We start from the raw sequence: 16370 nt of genomic DNA on the forward strand, positions 1-16370 counted from the left end.
GCGTCCGACACTCGAAATTGACTCGAAGGGACTAGTTCGTCCGGGCCGCGAAGGCGTCCTCGAGGTCGCGGATGCTGAGCCGGTCCATCGTCATCATGGCGGCCTGGGCGCGTCCGGCGGCCTCGCGGTCGGGATCGCCGAGCAGGCGGTGCAGCGCCGCCGGCACGACCTGCCAGCTCAGCCCGAAGGCGTCGACGAGCCACCCGCACCGGCCCTGTCGGCCGCCACCGGCGATCAGCCCGTCGGAGATCGTGTCGACCTCCTGCTGCGTCTCGACGCCGACCGCCAGCGAGAAGGCGTCGGTCAGCGACACGTGCGGCCCGCCGTTCATGAGCGTCAGGCGCTGGCCCTGCACGCTGATCTCGCCGATGAACAGCGATCCGTCGGGGTGCCGCTGCTCGCTCAGCAGCTCGGCGTCGTCGAACACCGACAGGTACCGCTCGATCGCCTCCTCGGCGTTCGCGTCGAACCAGAGGAACGGCGTGACGGTGACGCGGGAGGAGCTCACAGCGACAGGCTCGGATCGTGCGGGCCCTTGGGCTCGACCCAGAAGTCGAGCGCGAGATCGGACTCCTCGCCGCCGTTCAGGTAGATCGAGAAGTCGGTGACGCCGGCCTCCTCGAGCACGTCGTCGTCGATGAAGAAGTTGCCGGTGCACTCGCGGCTCGGACGCGTGACGATCTCGTACGCCGCGTCGGCCATGATCGCCGGCGTGCGCGAGTGGTTGCCGAGCCCCGGACCGACGACGTTGCGGACGGCCGCGGTGTCGATCGCGGTGCGGGGCCACAGGGAGTTGGCGGCGATGCCGAGCTCGCGCAGCTCCTCGCTCAGGCCCAGCGTCACGAGGCTCATGCCGAACTTGGCGATCGTGTAGGCCGTCGCGGTCCTGAACCACTTGGGGTCGAGCGTGATGGGCGGCGACAGCGTCAGGACGTGGGGGTTGTCGGACCGCTCGAGGTGGTCGATGCACGACTTCGCGAGCAGGAACGACCCGCGCGAGTTGATGTCGTTCATCAGGTCGTACTTCTTCATCGTGACGTCGCGGGTGCTCGACAGGTCGATCGCCGAGGCGTTGTTGACGACGACGTCGATGCCGCCGAACGCCTCGGCCGTCCGCGCCACGGCGTCGAGCACGAAGGCGTCGTCGCGGATGTCGCCGACGAGGGGCAGGGCGTGCCCGCCGACCTCCTCGATCGCCGCGGCGGCGGTGTGGATCGTGCCCGGCAGGGCCGGGTGGGGCTCGGTCGTCTTGGCCAGCAGGGCGACGTTCGCGCCGTCGCGGGCGGCGCGCACCGCGATCGCCTCGCCGATACCGCGGCTGCCGCCGGACATGATGATCGTCTTTCCCGCGAGTGACATGCCGTGATCTTGCCACCACTGCTGTCACGATGGCCAGGGGTCGCCTAGCCTGTCGTCATGGATGACGCAGTGCTGGTCGCCGACGCCGACGGCGTCCGCACGATCACGTGGAACGATCCCGACCGACTCAACGGGTTGACGGGCGTCATGCTCGACATCGCGTCCGACGCCGTCGAGCAGGCCCCGGACGGCACCCGTGTCATCGTCTTCACAGGGGCGGGCCGGGGCTTCTCGACCGGCGCACGCCTCGACGGACCCATCAGCGGCACCGAGCCGATGGACCGCGCCAACCGCCTGATCCGGGCGATCGTCGCGAGCCCCGTGCCCGTCGTCGCGGCGGTCAACGGTCCGGCGGCCGGCTTCGGCTGCTCGGTCGCGCTGGCAGCCGACCTCACGATCGCGAAGGAGTCGGCCTACTTCCTGCTCCCGTTCACGAGCATCGGCCTCATGCCGGACGGCGGCGCGACCGCCGTCGTGGCGGCGTCGATCGGCCGGGCGCGGGCCTCGGCGATGGCCCTGCTCGGCGAGCGGCTGCCGGCCACCGAGGCCGCGGCCGCGGGGCTGGTGCACCGTGCCGCGCCCGATGACGACTTCGCCGCCGAGGTCGACCGCCTCGTCGGCCGGCTCGCCCACGGCGCCGGCGTCGCGTACCGCTCGACGAAGCAGGCGATCGCCGCGGCGACGCTGCCGCACCTCGACGACGCCCTCGACCGCGAGCGCGACCTGCAGGTGCGGCTGTTCGACACCGCCGACTTCGCCGAGGGCACGACCGCCTTCCTGCAGAAGCGCCCGCCCGTCTTCGAAGGACGGTGAGACGCACCATGGACCAGCCCACCGACGACTTCGAGACGCTGACCCGTCTGCTCACCGGCCGCCGCAGCTGCCGCGGGTACCTGCCCGACGAGGTGCCGCGCGAGACGATCGAGCAGCTGCTCGCCGCGGCCCAGCACACCGCGTCGTGGTGCAACACCCAGCCGTGGAACGTGCACGTCGTCTCGGGCGAGGCGAAGGACGCGCTGTCGAAGGCGGCCGTCGAGAACGTCATCGCGACGTTCGGCCAGCCCGCGCCGTCCGACTTCCCGTTCCCCGAGGCCTACACCGGCGTCTACCGCGACCGTCGCAAGGAGGTCGGCTGGCAGCTGTACGAGGCGGTCGGCGTGCAGAAGGGCGACCGCGACGGGTCGGCGGCCCAGATGCTGCGCAACTTCGAGTTCTTCGGCGCCCCGCACGTCGCGATCATCACGACCGACGCCGATCTCGGGGTCTACGGTGCGATCGACTGCGGTCTGTACGTCGACTCGTTCATGCTCGCGGCCCAGGCGCTCGGCATCGGCACCTGCGCCCAGGCCGCGATCGCCCAGGTGACGCCGGCCGTCCGCGCGTTCCTCGACCTGCCCGACGACCGCCGGGTCGTGTGCGGGATCTCGTTCGGCCGTCCCGATCCCGACCACCCCACGGCCCGGTTCACGTCGACGCGCGCCCCGATCGACCAGGCGGTCACCTTCGTCGACTGACCGGCCGTCCGGTGCTCAGCCGCGCAGGGCGCCGATGCCGAGGACGGCGGCGAGCCCCAGCGCGCTGCGGGGGTCGTACGCCGCGGTCCACAGACCTCCGTGGGCCGCGTTGACGGCCTCGTCCTGCCACGGCTCGGCCTGGGCTGCGGCCCCTGCCCGCAGGTCGTGGACCAGCAGCGCTGCCATCAGGGTGTTGCTGGTGGCCGGGTCGAAGATCTCGACCCCGAACCGGTGCGAGCCGGCGTAGGCGGCGGCGAGCGCCTTGTTCTTGACGACCGACCGCGTGCGGGTGGCGGGGGCGACGTTGAGCGACACCGTGGTCCCGGCGGCGCGTGACGTGGTGGCGCGCCAGCGCTGGATCCGCTTGGCCAGGGCGTAGTTGGGCCCCTGCTGCGGCACGAGCGCGTCGCAGATGCCGGGGTCGGCTCCCGGCGGGTAGTGGCGCTGCAGCAGGCGTCCGCCGCTGGCCAGTCGCAGCGGGGTGCGCACGAGCCGCGATCGCGACGAGTACAGCTCGTTGGAGAACCGCACCTCCTCGGCCGGGACGGCGAACGTGTCGGTGGGCGTCGCGAGGAACGCCAGCGCCGTGTCGTCGCGCTCGTCGACCAGGTGCTCGACCAGCGCGTCGGCCGCCATCGAGAGCCGGACGTGGGTCGCTCCGTCGGCGTAGCAGTAGTTGCCGACCACCAGCCGTCCGTCGAGGCCGCCGAGCCAGTGCGCGATGCCGGGCAGCTCGGTCAGCAGGTCGGCGCCGGTGTCGTCGCCGTTGGTCAGGATGCGGGCCGGCACCAGCGTGCGGCCGGCCGACTCGGTCGCCAGGGCGCGCAGGCGCTCCTGGACGTCGGCGCGCGGCAGGTCGAGCGCCACGACCTGCGCACCCCAGCGCAGGAGGGCGCGCAGGGGCCCCATCTCGGCGCCGGCGCCCAGCACGACGACGGTGTCGCCCTCGAGCCGCAGCCACTGCGGGTTGTCCTGCACGGTGCGGACGGCATCGGCCGCCGAGCGGGTGATGACGCCGGCGGCTACCCACGTCTCGAGCTGCCCGACCAGGGCGGCCCCGCCGAGCCGCTCGCCGCGGTAGGGGATCGTCAGCTCGGTCTCGGCCTCGGCGGTGCCCTCGACCGTCCGGGTGTGGAAGGCCTGCTTGAGCGCGCTGCCGCGGACGGCCTCGTCGAGGGGCAGGTCGTCGAAGCGCATCAGGTCGTGGGCGCTGCGCAGGCCCTCGGCCGCGATGCTGTGCGCCGCGGCCGCCTCACCGACGCCGGCCTCGACCGACCGGCGGAAGTGCGCCAGGTAGTTGCGCCGCCAGTTCGTCTCGTTCTCGATGGCCCGGGCACCCACGGGATCGGCCTTGCGCAGCGCGTCGGCCATGACGGTGCGGGCGGCGGACGTCGAGCTGTCGGACGGAAAGGTGACTCCCTCAAGTGCACTCATCGGACCAGCGTAGAAGGCGGCGGTTCGTGCCGTTCATCAAGTTCTTCGAAATTTATTCCCCGACGCACCAATCCACCTCCCACGGTGCGCCGAACCGTAGGTGTGACCACGACGACAGACACTCGCGCAGCCGCTGCGGCGCCCTGGTGGGCGGGAGCCATCGCCGGCTTCCTCGCCGCCGCGTCGGGCGTCGCCGTGGGCACCGGGGTCGCCGCCCTCCTGCAGGGCGTGCCCTCACCGATCGAGTCGGTCGGCAACCGGGCGGTCGACTACGCGCCGCCGTTCCTCAAGGACTTCGCGATCCGGCAGTTCGGGTCGAACGACAAGGCCGTCCTGATCGGCGGGGTCGTCGCGACGCTGGCCCTGTTCGCGATCGTCGCCGGCATCATCGGTCGTCGCCGGCCGCGCATCGCGATCGGCGCCGTGACGCTGCTCGGTGCCCTCGCCATCGCCGCCGCCGCGATCGACCGCACGACGACCGCCAGCCGGGTGCTGACGCTGGTGCCCTCGGTCGTCACGCTGCTCGTGTCCCTCAGCGCGCTGCTGGTGCTGCTCGCCAACCTCCGCGGTCGCGAGAAGGCCGCTGCGGCGCACCCGCTGGGCCTGGGGCGCCGCGGATTCCTCAAGGCGTCCCTGGGCGTGACCGCCCTGGTCGTGATCGGTGGAGCCGTCGGCCAGATCTTCGGCGACGCCGCTGCCGCCGCGTCCCGCGCCGGCATCCGACTGCCCCGGGCCGCCAAGCCTGCTCCGGCCGTCCCCGCCGGGGCCCAGGTCGACGTCGAGGGCGTCAGCCCCTACGTCACCCCGAACCGCGACTTCTACCGCGTCGACACCGCGCTCAGCATCCCCGACGTGCCGGCCGAGGGCTGGAGCCTGCGCATCCACGGCATGGTCGACAAGGAGCTGAACCTCTCGTTCCGCGACCTGATGGACATGGAGCTCGAGGAGCACCGCGTCACCCTGACGTGCGTCTCGAACGAGGTCGGTGGGCCCTACGTCGGCAACGCGCTGTGGCTCGGTGTCCGCACCGCGACGCTCCTCGAGATGGCCGGCGTGCAGGACGGCGCCGACGCGATCAAGTCGACGAGTGCCGACCGCTGGACGGCCGGCACCCCGATCGAGGCCGTGACCGACGACCGCAACTCGATGGTCGCGATCGGCATGAACGGCCAGCCCCTCCCGCTGGCGCACGGCTTCCCGGCCCGTCTCGTGGTGCCCGGCCTGTACGGCTTCGTGTCGGCCACCAAGTGGCTGACCGAGATCGAGGTCACCCGGTTCTCCGACTTCAAGGGCTACTGGACGACGCGCGACTACACCGCGCTGGCACCCATCAAGTTCTCGTCGCGCATCGACGTCCCGAAGTCGTTCCAGGCCTTCCCGCAGAACGCGGTCCGCATGGGCGGCGTGGCGTGGGCGCAGACCGTCGGCATCGAGAAGGTCGAGCTCAGCATCGACAAGGGTGACTGGGTCGAGGCCGAGCTCGCCGACGAGGACAACGTCGAGACGTGGCGCCAGTGGTCCTACCAGTGGGACGACGCCACGACCGGCATCCACTCCGTCCAGGTGCGCGCCACCAACAAGGACGGCGAGACACAGACTTCCGAGCGGGCCCCGATTCGCCCGAACGGTACGACCGGCTGGCAGAGCGTCCAGTTCCGCGTCGAGTAACACAGCACGACTCGCACGAGAGCACGACAACCCAACCACAAGGAGACACGACATGCGTACCCACACCAAGAGCTTCGCCGTCGCGGCCGTTGCCTCGCTCGCCCTGTTCACCGCGGCGTGCGGATCGAGCGACTCGGAGGGCGACGCCGCCGCTCCGTCGGACGAGGCCACCTCGGCTGCGCCCTCCGCCGACTCCTCGGACGCCGACCCGGCGGCCGACCTCGTCGGACCCGGCTGCGCCGACTACGCGAAGGCCGTCCCGGACGGCGCCGGCTCGGTCAGCGGCATGGCCCAGGACCCGGTGGCCACCGCCGCCAGCAACAACCCGCTGCTCACGACGCTCGTCAAGGCCGTCAGCGGACAGGTCAACCCCGACGTCGACCTGGTCGACACCCTCAACGGTGGCGAGTTCACGGTCTTCGCGCCCGTCGACGACGCGTTCGCCAAGATCCCGGCCGACACGATCGACACCCTCGCCAAGGAGGCCGGCGGCACGACGCTGTCGAGCATCCTGACGTACCACGTGATCCCCGAGCGCATCGCGCCCGCGGACATCGACGGAACGTTCAAGACCGTCAACGGCGCCGACCTGACCATCACCGGTTCGGGCGACGACATCAAGGTCGGCGACCAGGCCGCCGTGATCTGCGGTGGCGTCCAGACCGCCAACGCCACGGTCTACCTGATCGACACGGTCCTGATGCCGCCGGCGGCCTGATCGCCACGTAGCACCGCACGACCGCAGCACCGCACGACCCGCGAGGCCGGCACTGACTTCACCAGGTGCCGGCCTCGCGGTCTGCGCGGGTAGGGTCGCGCCATGGGCTCCATCCACCTGATCCGCCACGGGCAGGCGTCGTTCGGCGCGGCCGACTACGACCAGCTCTCCGAGCTCGGGTACGAGCAGTCGTCCTCGCTGGGGGTCTCGTGGGAGGCGTCCGGCTGGGCCCCGACGTCGGCTGTCGCGGGCGGCATGAAGCGGCACGCGCAGACCGCGATCGCGGCGATCGACGCGAGCGGTGAGGGCGACGGCTACGACGTCGACCCCGGGTGGGACGAGTACGACCACCTGGCGCTGGCGAAGGCGCAGGACTCCTCGGCGATGGGCTCCGACACCAAGGCCTTCCAGCGCACCCTCAACATCGCGCTCACCGGGTGGATGGCCGGCGAGCCCGGCCCGGGCGAGCCGTACGAGACGTTCCGGTCACGGGTGATGGCCTCGTTCGACGACGTCGTCGCGCAGGCGACCTCGGGCCGGCAGGTCGCGGTGTTCACGTCCGGCGGCCCCATCGCGCTCGTGGCGTCGCACCTGCTGTCCGGGGACGACTCGCTGTTCCAGCGCGTCAACGACGTCATCGTGAACGCCAGCGTCACGACCGTCATCGTCGGCGCCTCCGGAGCCCGGCTCCTCGCGTTCAACGAGACGGGCCACCTGCCCCGCGACATGGTCACGTTCCGCTAGTCACGCGGCCACGGCCACCGGGACACTGCCGGGATACCGGTAGTATCCGAACCATGACGATTCCCGCGAGCTCCCGCGTCCTGATCACCGGTGCCGCCTCCGGCCTGGGCCTGGCGCTGGTGCGCCAGATGGTCGAACGCGGGTGCCGCGTGCTGGCGACCGACGTCCACGCCGAGCAGCCCGCCGCGCTCGACGGGCTGGTGGGCGTCACGTACCGGCACCTCGACGTCACGCAGGACGTCGACTGGGCCGCGGCGCGCGACTGGGTCGTCGAGGAGTGGGACGGCCTCGACCTGCTGTTCAACAACGCCGGCGTCGCGGCCGGCGGTCGCATCGAGCTGACCGAGATGGACCAGTGGCAGTGGATCGTCGACATCAACCTGCTCGGCGTGGCCCGCGGCTGCCGCGCCTTCGCGCCGATCATGAAGGCGCAGGGCAGCGGGCACATCGTCAACACCGCGTCGGCCGCGGGCCTGGTGCACCCGCCGCGGATGAGCGAGTACAACGCCGTCAAGGCCGCGGTCGTCGCGCTCAGCGAGACGCTGCTGCACGAGCTCGCGCCGTACGGCGTCAAGGTCTCGGTGGTGTGCCCGACGTTCTTCAAGACCAACCTCACCGAGTCGATGCGCGGCAAGGACGAGTCGGCGCAGAAGTCGGCCGCCAAGCTCATCGACCGGTCGAAGGTCACGGCCGACGACATCGCGGCCGAGGTCGTCAAGGGCGTCGAGAAGGGCCGGCACATCATCCTGACCGACCGCGACGGCAGGATCGCCTACGCCGCCAAGCGGTTCGCCCGACCGGTGTACGACCGCATGATGCGCAAGGCCTCGTTCCAGATGGCGAAGAAGGACTGATCCCGTGCGCACCAACGTCCTCATCACCGGTGCCAGCTCGGGGCTGGGTGCCGGCATGGCCCGCATCCTGGCCGCCAAGGGCCACCACCTCGCCCTGACGGCCCGTCGCGTCGATCGCCTCGAGGCGCTGCGCGACGAGCTGCTCGCGGCCCACCCCGGCATCGAGGTCGTCGTCCACGCGCTCGACGTCACCGACCACGACCAGGTCTTCGCGGTGTTCAAGCAGGCGATCACCGACCTCGGCGGGCTCGACCGCGTCATCGTCAACGCCGGGCTCGGCAAGGGCGGACGCATCGGCACGGGCAGGTTCGAGGCCAACCGGCAGACCGCCGAGACCAACTTCGTCGCGGCGCTCGCCCAGTGCGAGGCCGCGATGGAGCACTTCTACGAGCGCAAGGCCGGTCACCTCGTCGTCATCTCCTCGATGTCGGCGATGCGCGGCATGCCCTCGTCGATGACGACGTACGCCGCGACGAAGGCCGGCCTCGCGATGATCGCCGAGGGCATCCGGTCCGACCTGATCGGCCGCAAGGGCCTCGACATCAAGGTCACGACGCTGTTCCCGGGCTACATCGCGTCGGAGATGAACGAGGGCGTGACGCAGGAGACCCGGATGATGGTCGACACCGAGACCGGGTGCCGGGCGCTCGTGGCCAAGATCGAGGCCGAGGTCGTCGACGCCGCCGTCCCGTCGTGGCCGTGGGCGCCGCTCGGGCAGGTCATGAAGTACGCGCCGCTCGGCGTCGTCCGCCGGATGGTGTGACGGTCCGTCTTCGATAGGGTCGTGGCGACATCAGGTACGTCGTCGAATCCAGGGGGACCCCATGACCAGCACACCGTCCGATCCCAACGAGCCGTTCGGCGCCGGTCAGCCGGCCTACCCGGGGCCCCAGCAGCCCGCCGCCCCGTACGGCTCGTACCCGACCGGGCCCGGCGGCCAGCCGCCGCAGCGTCCGGCCGCCCCGACCCAGCCGTCGTCGATCGCGCTCGCGGTCAAGCTGATGCTGGTGGGCGCCGCGCTCAGCGTCATCTCGCTGGTCTACAGCTTCGCGACGATCGGCAGCCTCAAGGACGACATCCGCACCGAGCTGATGAAGAACGACGTCGACGTCAGCCAGTCGACGATCGACGCGGCCTACGCCGTCACGATCACGATCGCGGTGGTGTTCGGCCTGATCGGCGCCCTGCTGTGGGTCTGGATGGCCTGGAAGAACGGGCAGGGACGCAGCTGGGCGCGCGTCGTCGCGACGATCCTCGGCGTCCTGAACATCGTGGGTCTGCTGTTCACGATCGCGGGCAGCAACGCCGAGACGATCTCGGTGATCCTGTCGGTCGTCAGCTCGGTGCTGGCGGTCGTCATCCTGGTGCTGCTGTGGAAGAAGGAGTCGTCCGCCTTCTACGACGCCACCGCGGCCTCGCGCCAGCTCTACTGACGCTCGCGAGGGGGCTGTCGCCCCTCCAGGAGAGGGTTGTCGCCCCACACGGGGGCGGCAACCCTCTCGTCGTGGGGCGGCAACCCCCTCGTCAGCGGGCGAGGAGGGTGCGGGCGAGCTCGCCGACCTGGTCGAACTCGACCAGGAACCCGTCGTGGCCGTGCGCGGACGTCACGACGTCGAGCCCGTGGGCACCGGGGATCAGATCGGCCAGCAGCTGCTGCTGGTGCAGCGGGTAGAGCCGGTCGGAGTCGATGCCGGCCACCACGGTGCGGGCCGTGACCCGCGAGAGCGCGGCCTCGACGCCTCCGCGGTCGCGACCGATGTCGTGGGTGTCCATCGCCGAGGTCAGCACGACGTACGAGTTGGCGTCGAAGCGTCCGACCAGCTTGGCGCCGTGGTGCTGCAGGTACGAGTCGACCGACCACGTCCCGTCGTGCTCGACCTCGCGGCCGAAGCGCTCCTCCAGCTCGGCCTCGCTGCGATAGGCGATGTGCGCGATGCGTCGCGCCAGGTCGAGGCCCGCCAGGGGTCCGACGGGGCCGTCGTAGTAGTCGCCGTCGAACCAGGCGGGATCGTTCTCGATCGCCGCGACCTGCGTGCGCGACAGGGCGATCTGCTCGGCCGAGGCCGCCGCCGACGTCGCCAGCAGGAACAGCCGCTCGACGCGCGCCGGGTGCTCGACGGCCCACTCCAGCGCCCGCATGCCGCCGGCCGATCCGCCGATCACGCTGTGCCACCGGTCGATGCCGAGGCGGTCGGCGAGCGCGACCTCGGCCCGCACCTGGTCGCGCACCGTCAGGGACGGGAACGAGCCGCCCCACGGCATGCCGTCCGGGTCGAGGGAGGCCGGTCCGGTCGATCCCTGGCAGCCGCCCAGGATGTTGGCCGCGACGACGAAGAGGCGGTCGGTGTCGATCGGACGGCCCGGGCCGACCAGCGTCCCCCACCACCCCGGTGTGGGGTGTCCGGGGCCGGCGTCGCCGACGACGTGGCTGTCACCCGTCAGGGCGTGCAGCACCAGCACGGCGTTGCCGCCGTCGAACGTCCCCCACGTCTCGTGCGCGAGCCGGACGTCCGGGAGGACGCGACCCGAGTCGAGGGTCAGGTCGCCGAGATCGGTGAACGTCCGTCCACCCACGGGATCCCCCTCCCGCCACGCGCCCGTGACGAGAGAGGGATCGATGCCGGGGGCCAGGCTCACTTCGCGGCGCGGAATCCGGCCTCGAGGTCGGCCAGGATGTCGTCGATCCCCTCCAGGCCGATCGCGAGACGCACCAGACCGGGGGTCACACCGGTCGCGGCGTGCTCCTCGGGCGATCCCTGGGAGTGGGTCGTGCTGGCGGGGTGGATCGCGAGGCTGCGCACGTCGCCGATGTTGGCGACGTGGCTGAACAGCTCGAGCGAGTCGATGAACGCCTTGCCGGCCTCGAGGCCGCCCGGCAGCTCGAACGTCAGCACCGCGCCCGCGCCCTTGGGCACGTACGTGTCGGCCAGCTGCTTGTAGGGGCTGCTCGGCAGGCTCGCCCACGTGACCCTCGAGACGTCCTCGCGGGCCTCGAGCCACTCGGCGACCGCGCGGGTGTTCTCGATGTGGCGCTCGATGCGCAGGCTCAGGGTCTCGAGGCCCTGGGCCAGCAGGAAGGCGTTGAACGGGGCGATCGCGGCACCCGTGTTGCGCAGCACCTGCACGCGCAGCTTCGAGATGTAGGCGGCCGGTCCGAGCGCCTCGGCGTACTTGAGGCCGTGGTAGCTCGGATCGGGCTCGGTGAAGCCGGGGTACTTGTCGCCGTGGGCGCCGTAGTCGAACGTGCCGCCGTCGATCACGACGCCGGCGATCGCGGTGCCGTGCCCGCCGATGTACTTCGTGGCGGAGTGGACGACGGTGTCGACGCCGTGCCGCAACGGGTTGAGCAGGTAGGGCGTCGCGATGGTGTTGTCGACGATGAACGGCACGCTGACCTCCTTGGCGACCGCCGAGATGGCCTCGAGGTCGAGGATGTCGCCCTTGGGGTTGCCGATCGTCTCGCCGAAGAACACCTTGGTGTTGTCCTGGACGGCCGCTCGCCACGCCTCGGGGTTGTTGTTGTCCTCGACGAACGTGACGGTGATGCCGAGCTTCGGGAACGAGTGGCGCAGCAGGCTGTCGGTGCCGCCGTACAGGCTGGCCGACGCGACGATGTGGTCGCCGGCCTCGGCGACGTTGGTCAGCGCGCCGGTCGTGGCCGCCTGGCCGGAGGCGAACAGCAGGGCGCCCACGCCGCCCTCGAGCGCGGCGAGGCGCTCCTCGACGACGCTCTGCGTCGGGTTGATGATGCGGGTGTAGATGTTGCCCGGCTCGGCGAGGCTGAACAGCGCGGCCGCGTGGTCGGTGTCGCGGAACTGGAACGACGTCGTCTGGTAGATCGGCAGGGCGCGGGCTCCGGTGGCCGGGTCGGGAACCTGTCCGGCGTGGATCTGCTTGGTCTCGAATGACCAGGTGTCGCTCATGGTGTCTCCCGGGGAGTCGAAGGTCTGTACCTCCGACAGTGCCACCGTCTCGCTGGATGACAAGGGCGTCTCACGATGTGGCACGGATCCATCGGCCCCTGGGGAGGCCGCTCGCGGCCGACCGTGAGCGGAGCGAAGGGGCCGGGGCGACCCACCCGAGCTCGATCACCCGCCACGCCTCGCAGCAGGGCGGCTTCGCCGCGCACCGCTCACGCTGCGCTGGCGCGCCTCGGCGCTCGCTCGCAGAGCTCGCTCGGCTTCAGCGCATGCTGAAGGGCTGGGCGGTCGACTCGAGCACCGAGAGCCACAGGTCGCCGTCGGGCGAGACGCTGTGCGAACCGGCCGTGACGAACGGGATCGGCACGTTGACGAAGCGGTGACGGCGTCGCCCGACGACCATGTCGGTGCGTCCCGACATCGCGGCGTGCACCGCGATCTGCGCCAGACGTGCGCAGTAGACCGAGTCGGACGCGTCGGCCGGCACCGAGCGGATCGCGTAGCCGGGGTTGAAGTAGCGCATCGTCAGCGGCTGCGAGCGGTTCGCGAAGTCCTTGCCGATCTGCTCGCGCAGGAAGCCCGCGATGTCGCCGAGGACGGCGTTGCCGCTCGCGTCGGTGCGGTCGTCGGCGGGGATCAGCTCCTGGCCGGCACCCTCGGCGAGGACGATGACGGCGCTGCCGCGCTCGGCGACGCGGCGGGCCAGCAGCGGCAGCAGGCCGTTCTCGCCGTCGAGCGAGAACTCGACCTCGGGGATCAGCACGAAGTCGGCGTCGTGGTTGGCCAGCGCGGCGTAGCAGGCGATGAAGCCGGCGTGGCGACCCATGACCTTGACGATGCCGACGCCGCCGACGGCCGCCTCGACCTCGACGCGCGCCGCCTTGATCGACTCCGCGGCCTTCGAGAACGCCGTCGAGAAGCCGAAGCTCTGGCCGATGTGCGGGATGTCGTTGTCGATCGTCTTGGGCACGCCGACGATGCCGATCGACAGTCCGCGTGCCTCGATCTCGCGCCCGATGTTGTGGGCCCCGCGCATCGAGCCGTCGCCGCCGATGACCAGGAGGATGTCGATGTCGAGCTCGACGAGCCGGTCGACGATCGCGGTGGGGTCCTGGGCGCCGCGCGACGAGCCGAGGATCGTCCCGCCCCGCTCGTTGATGCGGGCGACGTACTCGGGTGTGAGCTGGACGACCGCGTGCCCGTTGGCCTCGACGATGCCGGCGTAGCCGTGCTGGAAGCCCACGACGTCGTGCACCCCGTAGTGGGTGTGCAGCTCGAGGACGATCGCCCGGATGACGTCGTTGAGCCCGGGGCACAGCCCGCCGCACGTCACGACCCCGACCTTGGTCGTGGCGGGGTCGAAGAAGATCGAGCGACGGGGTCCGCCGGCCTCGAACGTCGGCAGCTCCTCGAGCGGCAGGCCGCGGGCCGTGATCAGCTCGATCGTGTCGTCGTACAGGACGCGGTCGGTCTCGCCGACGTAGTATTCGTTGGTCTCGCGCTCGTTGACGTACATCGCGAGCGGGCTGCTGACGGTGCACGGACCGAGCGAGCGGACCTGGAGATCGGCGAGAGTGACCACGAGGCGATCCTACTCCGAGGAGAACCTCACGTTCTGGCCTTCCGGCAGGCTCAGCCGACCGGGAAGACCAGGCACGTCGACGTCGCGGTGGCCAGCAGGCGGCCGGTGGCGTCCTTGATGTCCGCCTCGACGAAGGCTGCCTTCGACCCGGGCTTGGTCACGCGGCCGGTCGCGACGACGCGCCCGGTGTCGACCGTGATGCCGCGCAGGAAGCTGACCGTGAGGTCGAGCGACGTGTACGCCGTGCCGGCCGGCAGCGTCGTCTGCACCGCGCACCCGCAGACCGAGTCGAGCAGGGTCGCGAAGAAGCCGCCGTGCACCGACCCGATGGGGTTGTAGTGCGACTCGTCCGGGGTCGCGGCCATGACGGCGGTGCCGACCTCGACGCTGACGAACTCCATGTTGATGTGGCTCGCGATCGGGGCGCCCGGCACGTCGCCGTCGATGATGGCCTGCAGGTAGTCCAGCCCGGACATCGTCCGCGCCAGCGCGGCCTGGGGGAGCGGGTCGACCCACGTGATGGTCTTCGACTTCTGCGTCTGCTCGGTCATCGTGCCTCTTCGTCGTCGCCGTCGTGTCGCCAGGTGATCGCGTGCCGCGAGCCTAGCGGGGGACCGCAGCGCCCCGATCCGGGCAGTGTCGGCACCCGGCATGGGGCAAGATGGCGCCATGACGCTCGACATCACCGTCCGCGGCTCCGCGGAGCAGCACCACCCCGCCGAACGGGCCACCGTCTCGTTGGCCGCCGCGATCGAGGGGTCCGACAAGGCGCGGGCGTTCGCCGACGCCCTCGCGATCCAGGACCCGCTGACGGGCCAGCTGAAGGATCTCGCCGACCTGCGGGCCGTCGAGACGTGGTCGAGCGACCAGGTGCGCGTGTTCAGCCACCGGCCGTGGGACGGCGACGGGCGGCGTGGGCCCGCGGTGCACGTGGCCAGGGTGCAGGTGCGGGCCGAGTTCACCGACTTCGAGCGGCTCAGCAGCTTCCTCGACCACTGGTCGAGCGTCGACGGCGTCGAGGTCGGCGGCGTCGTGTGGGACGTCAGCGCCAAGAGCCGCCGGGTCGTCGAGGCCGAGGTGCGCAAGGCGGCGGTCGACGACGCCGTGGTCAAGGCCCAGGCGTACGCCACCGCGGTGCGCCGCGGCAAGGTCGTGGCGGTCCAGCTCGCCGACCCCGGCATGCTGACGGGCCCCGGCGAGGCGCCGGCGGCGCCGATGGCGACGGCGTTCGCGCGGTCCGACGGCCACGGCCCCGAGCTCGACCTGACGCCGGCCGAGATCGTCGTCCGGGTCGAGGTCGACGCGCGCTTCCGGGCCGACTAGCCCGGCCGCGCAGGGGTTTCGGCCCCTGCGCCTTCACATACTGCGGGTATGCTGGCAGGCATGTGGTGGTCTCCCGTCCGTGACCGTGCGGCCCGGCTCCTGGGCCTGGTGCCCCGTCGACGTCCGCGTCCGCAGCGCGACCGGCCGGTCCGCAGCGGCCGCGGCCCCATGCGGGTCGTGTACGACGAGGCGATCGTGCACGAGTCGTTCAGCCTGCGCGCGCGGGTGCTGCAGCGCACGATGCGCATCGTCTTCAAGCCGCTCCTGCAGTACACGCCGATCAACGACCGCTCGCTCGCGGCGATCAGGGCGCTCGACGCCTTCTCGTCCCGGGGCCCGCGCTCGCGCTACATCGAGCCCGTCCAGCACGAGCTGGGCGGCGTCCGCGTCGAGACGATGACGCACCGCTTCGGCCCCGAGAGCGACATGACGATCCTGTACCTGCACGGCGGGGGCTTCTTCTCGTGCGGCATCGAGACCCACCGCCGCATCTGCGAGCGGCTCGCGCTCAAGACCGGTGCGACGGTGGTGTCGGTCGACTACGTCCAGCTGCCCGAGGGGTCGATCGCCGACTCGGTGCACGACGCGATCACGGCGTACGAGGCCCTGCTCGACGAGACGTCGCGCCCCGACAAGGTCGTCGTCGCGGGCGACTCGGCCGGTGGGTACCTGACGATGAAGATCGCCGAGCTCGCGACCCGACGTCGCCTGCAGGCACCCGCCGCCCTGCTGGGGTTCTCGCCGCTGCTGAGCGTCGACCCCGATCGCGAGGACAAGGAGGTCGTGCGGGTCGCGCCGGCGCGTGACGCGTACCTGCCGGTCAAACGGCTCGCCAAGATCCGTGAGCGGTGGCTGCCCGAGGGCTCCTCGATCGAGGGGTACGCCTCGCCGCTGCACGCCAGCGCCTACATCTCGTCGCCGACGTTCTTCGTGGCGGTCGAGGACGAGATGCTGCGACCCGAGGTCGAGGCGATGGCGCTGCTGCTGTCGCAGCGGGGAGTCGAGGTCGAGACCCACCTGTGGCGCAAGCAGGTGCACGCGTTCCCCGTGCTGGCCGACGTCCTGCCCGAGAGCGAGATGGCGCTGCAGCTGGCGGCCGACTTCGCCCGGCGGGCGGTCGGCGAGCTCGACCGTCCCGCATCGGTCGACCCCGAGGCGCACACCGAGCAGATCGCGGGCATGGTCCCCGACTCGGCCGCCTGACCCGCGACGCGACGACGCCGGGGAGGGACCGCGTCGAGCGGTCCCTCCCCG

17 protein-coding genes are annotated in these 16370 nt (G+C 71.4%); 10 read left to right on the plus strand and 7 right to left on the minus strand.

From position 1 onward, the window contains the following. Nucleotides 1–31: 31 nt before the first annotated feature. Together IFT73_RS16560 and IFT73_RS16565 are read right to left on the minus strand one after the other, a co-directional pair. Nucleotides 32–508: a VOC family protein gene (locus IFT73_RS16560; RefSeq protein WP_192168561.1), complete on the minus strand. Its 477-nt coding sequence runs from the start codon at nt 506–508 to the stop codon at nt 32–34. Beyond that, entirely contained in the window at nt 505–1359 is an 855-nt protein-coding gene (locus IFT73_RS16565; protein WP_192168562.1) for an NAD(P)-dependent oxidoreductase, read from the minus strand. The genes IFT73_RS16560 and IFT73_RS16565 overlap by 4 nt, the downstream gene beginning before the upstream one ends. 57 nt (nt 1360–1416) lie before the next feature. Between IFT73_RS16565 and IFT73_RS16570 the strand changes: the two genes are divergently transcribed. Then, on the plus strand, nt 1417–2172 hold the full coding sequence (locus tag IFT73_RS16570; RefSeq protein WP_192168563.1) for an enoyl-CoA hydratase: 756 nt from the start codon (nt 1417–1419) through the stop codon (nt 2170–2172). An 8-nt stretch (nt 2173–2180) separates the two neighbouring features. Then, nucleotides 2181–2873 (plus strand): nitroreductase, encoded by a 693-nt coding sequence (locus IFT73_RS16575; protein ID WP_192168564.1) that lies wholly within the window; start codon nt 2181–2183, stop codon nt 2871–2873. 15 nt (nt 2874–2888) lie between these two features. Here the strand turns inward: IFT73_RS16575 and IFT73_RS16580 are convergent, their stop codons facing one another. Then, nucleotides 2889–4307: a hypothetical protein gene (locus tag IFT73_RS16580; protein WP_192168565.1), complete on the minus strand. Its 1419-nt coding sequence runs from the start codon at nt 4305–4307 to the stop codon at nt 2889–2891. 102 nt (nt 4308–4409) lie between these two features. On the opposite strand from IFT73_RS16580, the gene IFT73_RS16585 reads away from it, so the two are divergent. The 6 genes from IFT73_RS16585 to IFT73_RS16610 all read left to right on the plus strand — a co-directional run bounded on the left by IFT73_RS16585 (nt 4410) and on the right by IFT73_RS16610 (nt 9724). Then, nucleotides 4410–5975 carry a molybdopterin-dependent oxidoreductase gene (locus tag IFT73_RS16585; RefSeq protein ID WP_192168566.1) on the plus strand — a complete coding sequence of 522 codons (1566 nt, stop codon included), beginning with the start codon at nt 4410–4412 and terminating at the stop codon, nt 5973–5975. Between the two features lie 52 nt (nt 5976–6027). Next, nucleotides 6028–6693 carry a fasciclin domain-containing protein gene (locus IFT73_RS16590; RefSeq protein WP_056603863.1) on the plus strand — a complete coding sequence of 222 codons (666 nt, stop codon included), beginning with the start codon at nt 6028–6030 and terminating at the stop codon, nt 6691–6693. A gap of 102 nt (nt 6694–6795) precedes the next feature. Further along, entirely contained in the window at nt 6796–7437 is a 642-nt protein-coding gene (locus IFT73_RS16595) for a histidine phosphatase family protein (protein WP_192168567.1), read from the plus strand. 53 nt (nt 7438–7490) lie between these two features. Then, a complete protein-coding gene (locus tag IFT73_RS16600) occupies nt 7491–8291 on the plus strand; it encodes an SDR family NAD(P)-dependent oxidoreductase (RefSeq protein WP_192168568.1) in 801 nt (266 codons plus the stop codon). Between the two features lie 4 nt (nt 8292–8295). Beyond that, a complete protein-coding gene (locus IFT73_RS16605; RefSeq protein WP_056603855.1) occupies nt 8296–9054 on the plus strand; it encodes an SDR family oxidoreductase in 759 nt (252 codons plus the stop codon). A gap of 61 nt (nt 9055–9115) precedes the next feature. Further along, the gene (locus IFT73_RS16610; protein ID WP_192168569.1) at nt 9116–9724 is read left to right on the plus strand and encodes a proline-rich domain-containing protein; all 609 of its coding nucleotides are present in this window, start codon (nt 9116–9118) and stop codon (nt 9722–9724) included. A gap of 91 nt (nt 9725–9815) precedes the next feature. Here IFT73_RS16610 and IFT73_RS16615 read toward each other — a convergent pair whose 3' ends face one another. The 4 genes from IFT73_RS16615 to IFT73_RS16630 form a co-directional block, all read right to left on the minus strand. Beyond that, complete coding sequence (locus tag IFT73_RS16615) at nt 9816–10865, minus strand: homoserine O-acetyltransferase (protein ID WP_371811315.1); 1050 nt, start codon at nt 10863–10865, stop codon at nt 9816–9818. Between the two features lie 59 nt (nt 10866–10924). Then, nucleotides 10925–12214, minus strand: a complete 1290-nt coding sequence (locus IFT73_RS16620) for a bifunctional o-acetylhomoserine/o-acetylserine sulfhydrylase (protein ID WP_192168570.1) — start codon at nt 12212–12214, stop codon at nt 10925–10927. Between the two features lie 259 nt (nt 12215–12473). Continuing rightward, on the minus strand, nt 12474–13793 hold the full coding sequence (locus tag IFT73_RS16625) for an ATP-dependent 6-phosphofructokinase (RefSeq protein WP_056603846.1): 1320 nt from the start codon (nt 13791–13793) through the stop codon (nt 12474–12476). 50 nt (nt 13794–13843) lie between these two features. Then, the gene (locus tag IFT73_RS16630) at nt 13844–14344 is read right to left on the minus strand and encodes a PaaI family thioesterase (protein ID WP_192168571.1); all 501 of its coding nucleotides are present in this window, start codon (nt 14342–14344) and stop codon (nt 13844–13846) included. A 118-nt stretch (nt 14345–14462) separates the two neighbouring features. On the opposite strand from IFT73_RS16630, the gene IFT73_RS16635 reads away from it, so the two are divergent. Both IFT73_RS16635 and IFT73_RS16640 read left to right on the plus strand, forming a co-directional pair. Further along, entirely contained in the window at nt 14463–15116 is a 654-nt protein-coding gene (locus IFT73_RS16635) for an SIMPL domain-containing protein (RefSeq protein ID WP_192168572.1), read from the plus strand. A gap of 60 nt (nt 15117–15176) precedes the next feature. Next, nucleotides 15177–16319 carry an alpha/beta hydrolase gene (locus IFT73_RS16640; RefSeq protein WP_192168573.1) on the plus strand — a complete coding sequence of 381 codons (1143 nt, stop codon included), beginning with the start codon at nt 15177–15179 and terminating at the stop codon, nt 16317–16319. Nucleotides 16320–16370: the final 51 nt, after the last annotated feature.

Source organism: Aeromicrobium sp. CFBP 8757, from assembly GCF_014841755.1.
Classification (GTDB): Bacteria; Actinomycetota; Actinomycetes; order Propionibacteriales; family Nocardioidaceae; genus Aeromicrobium.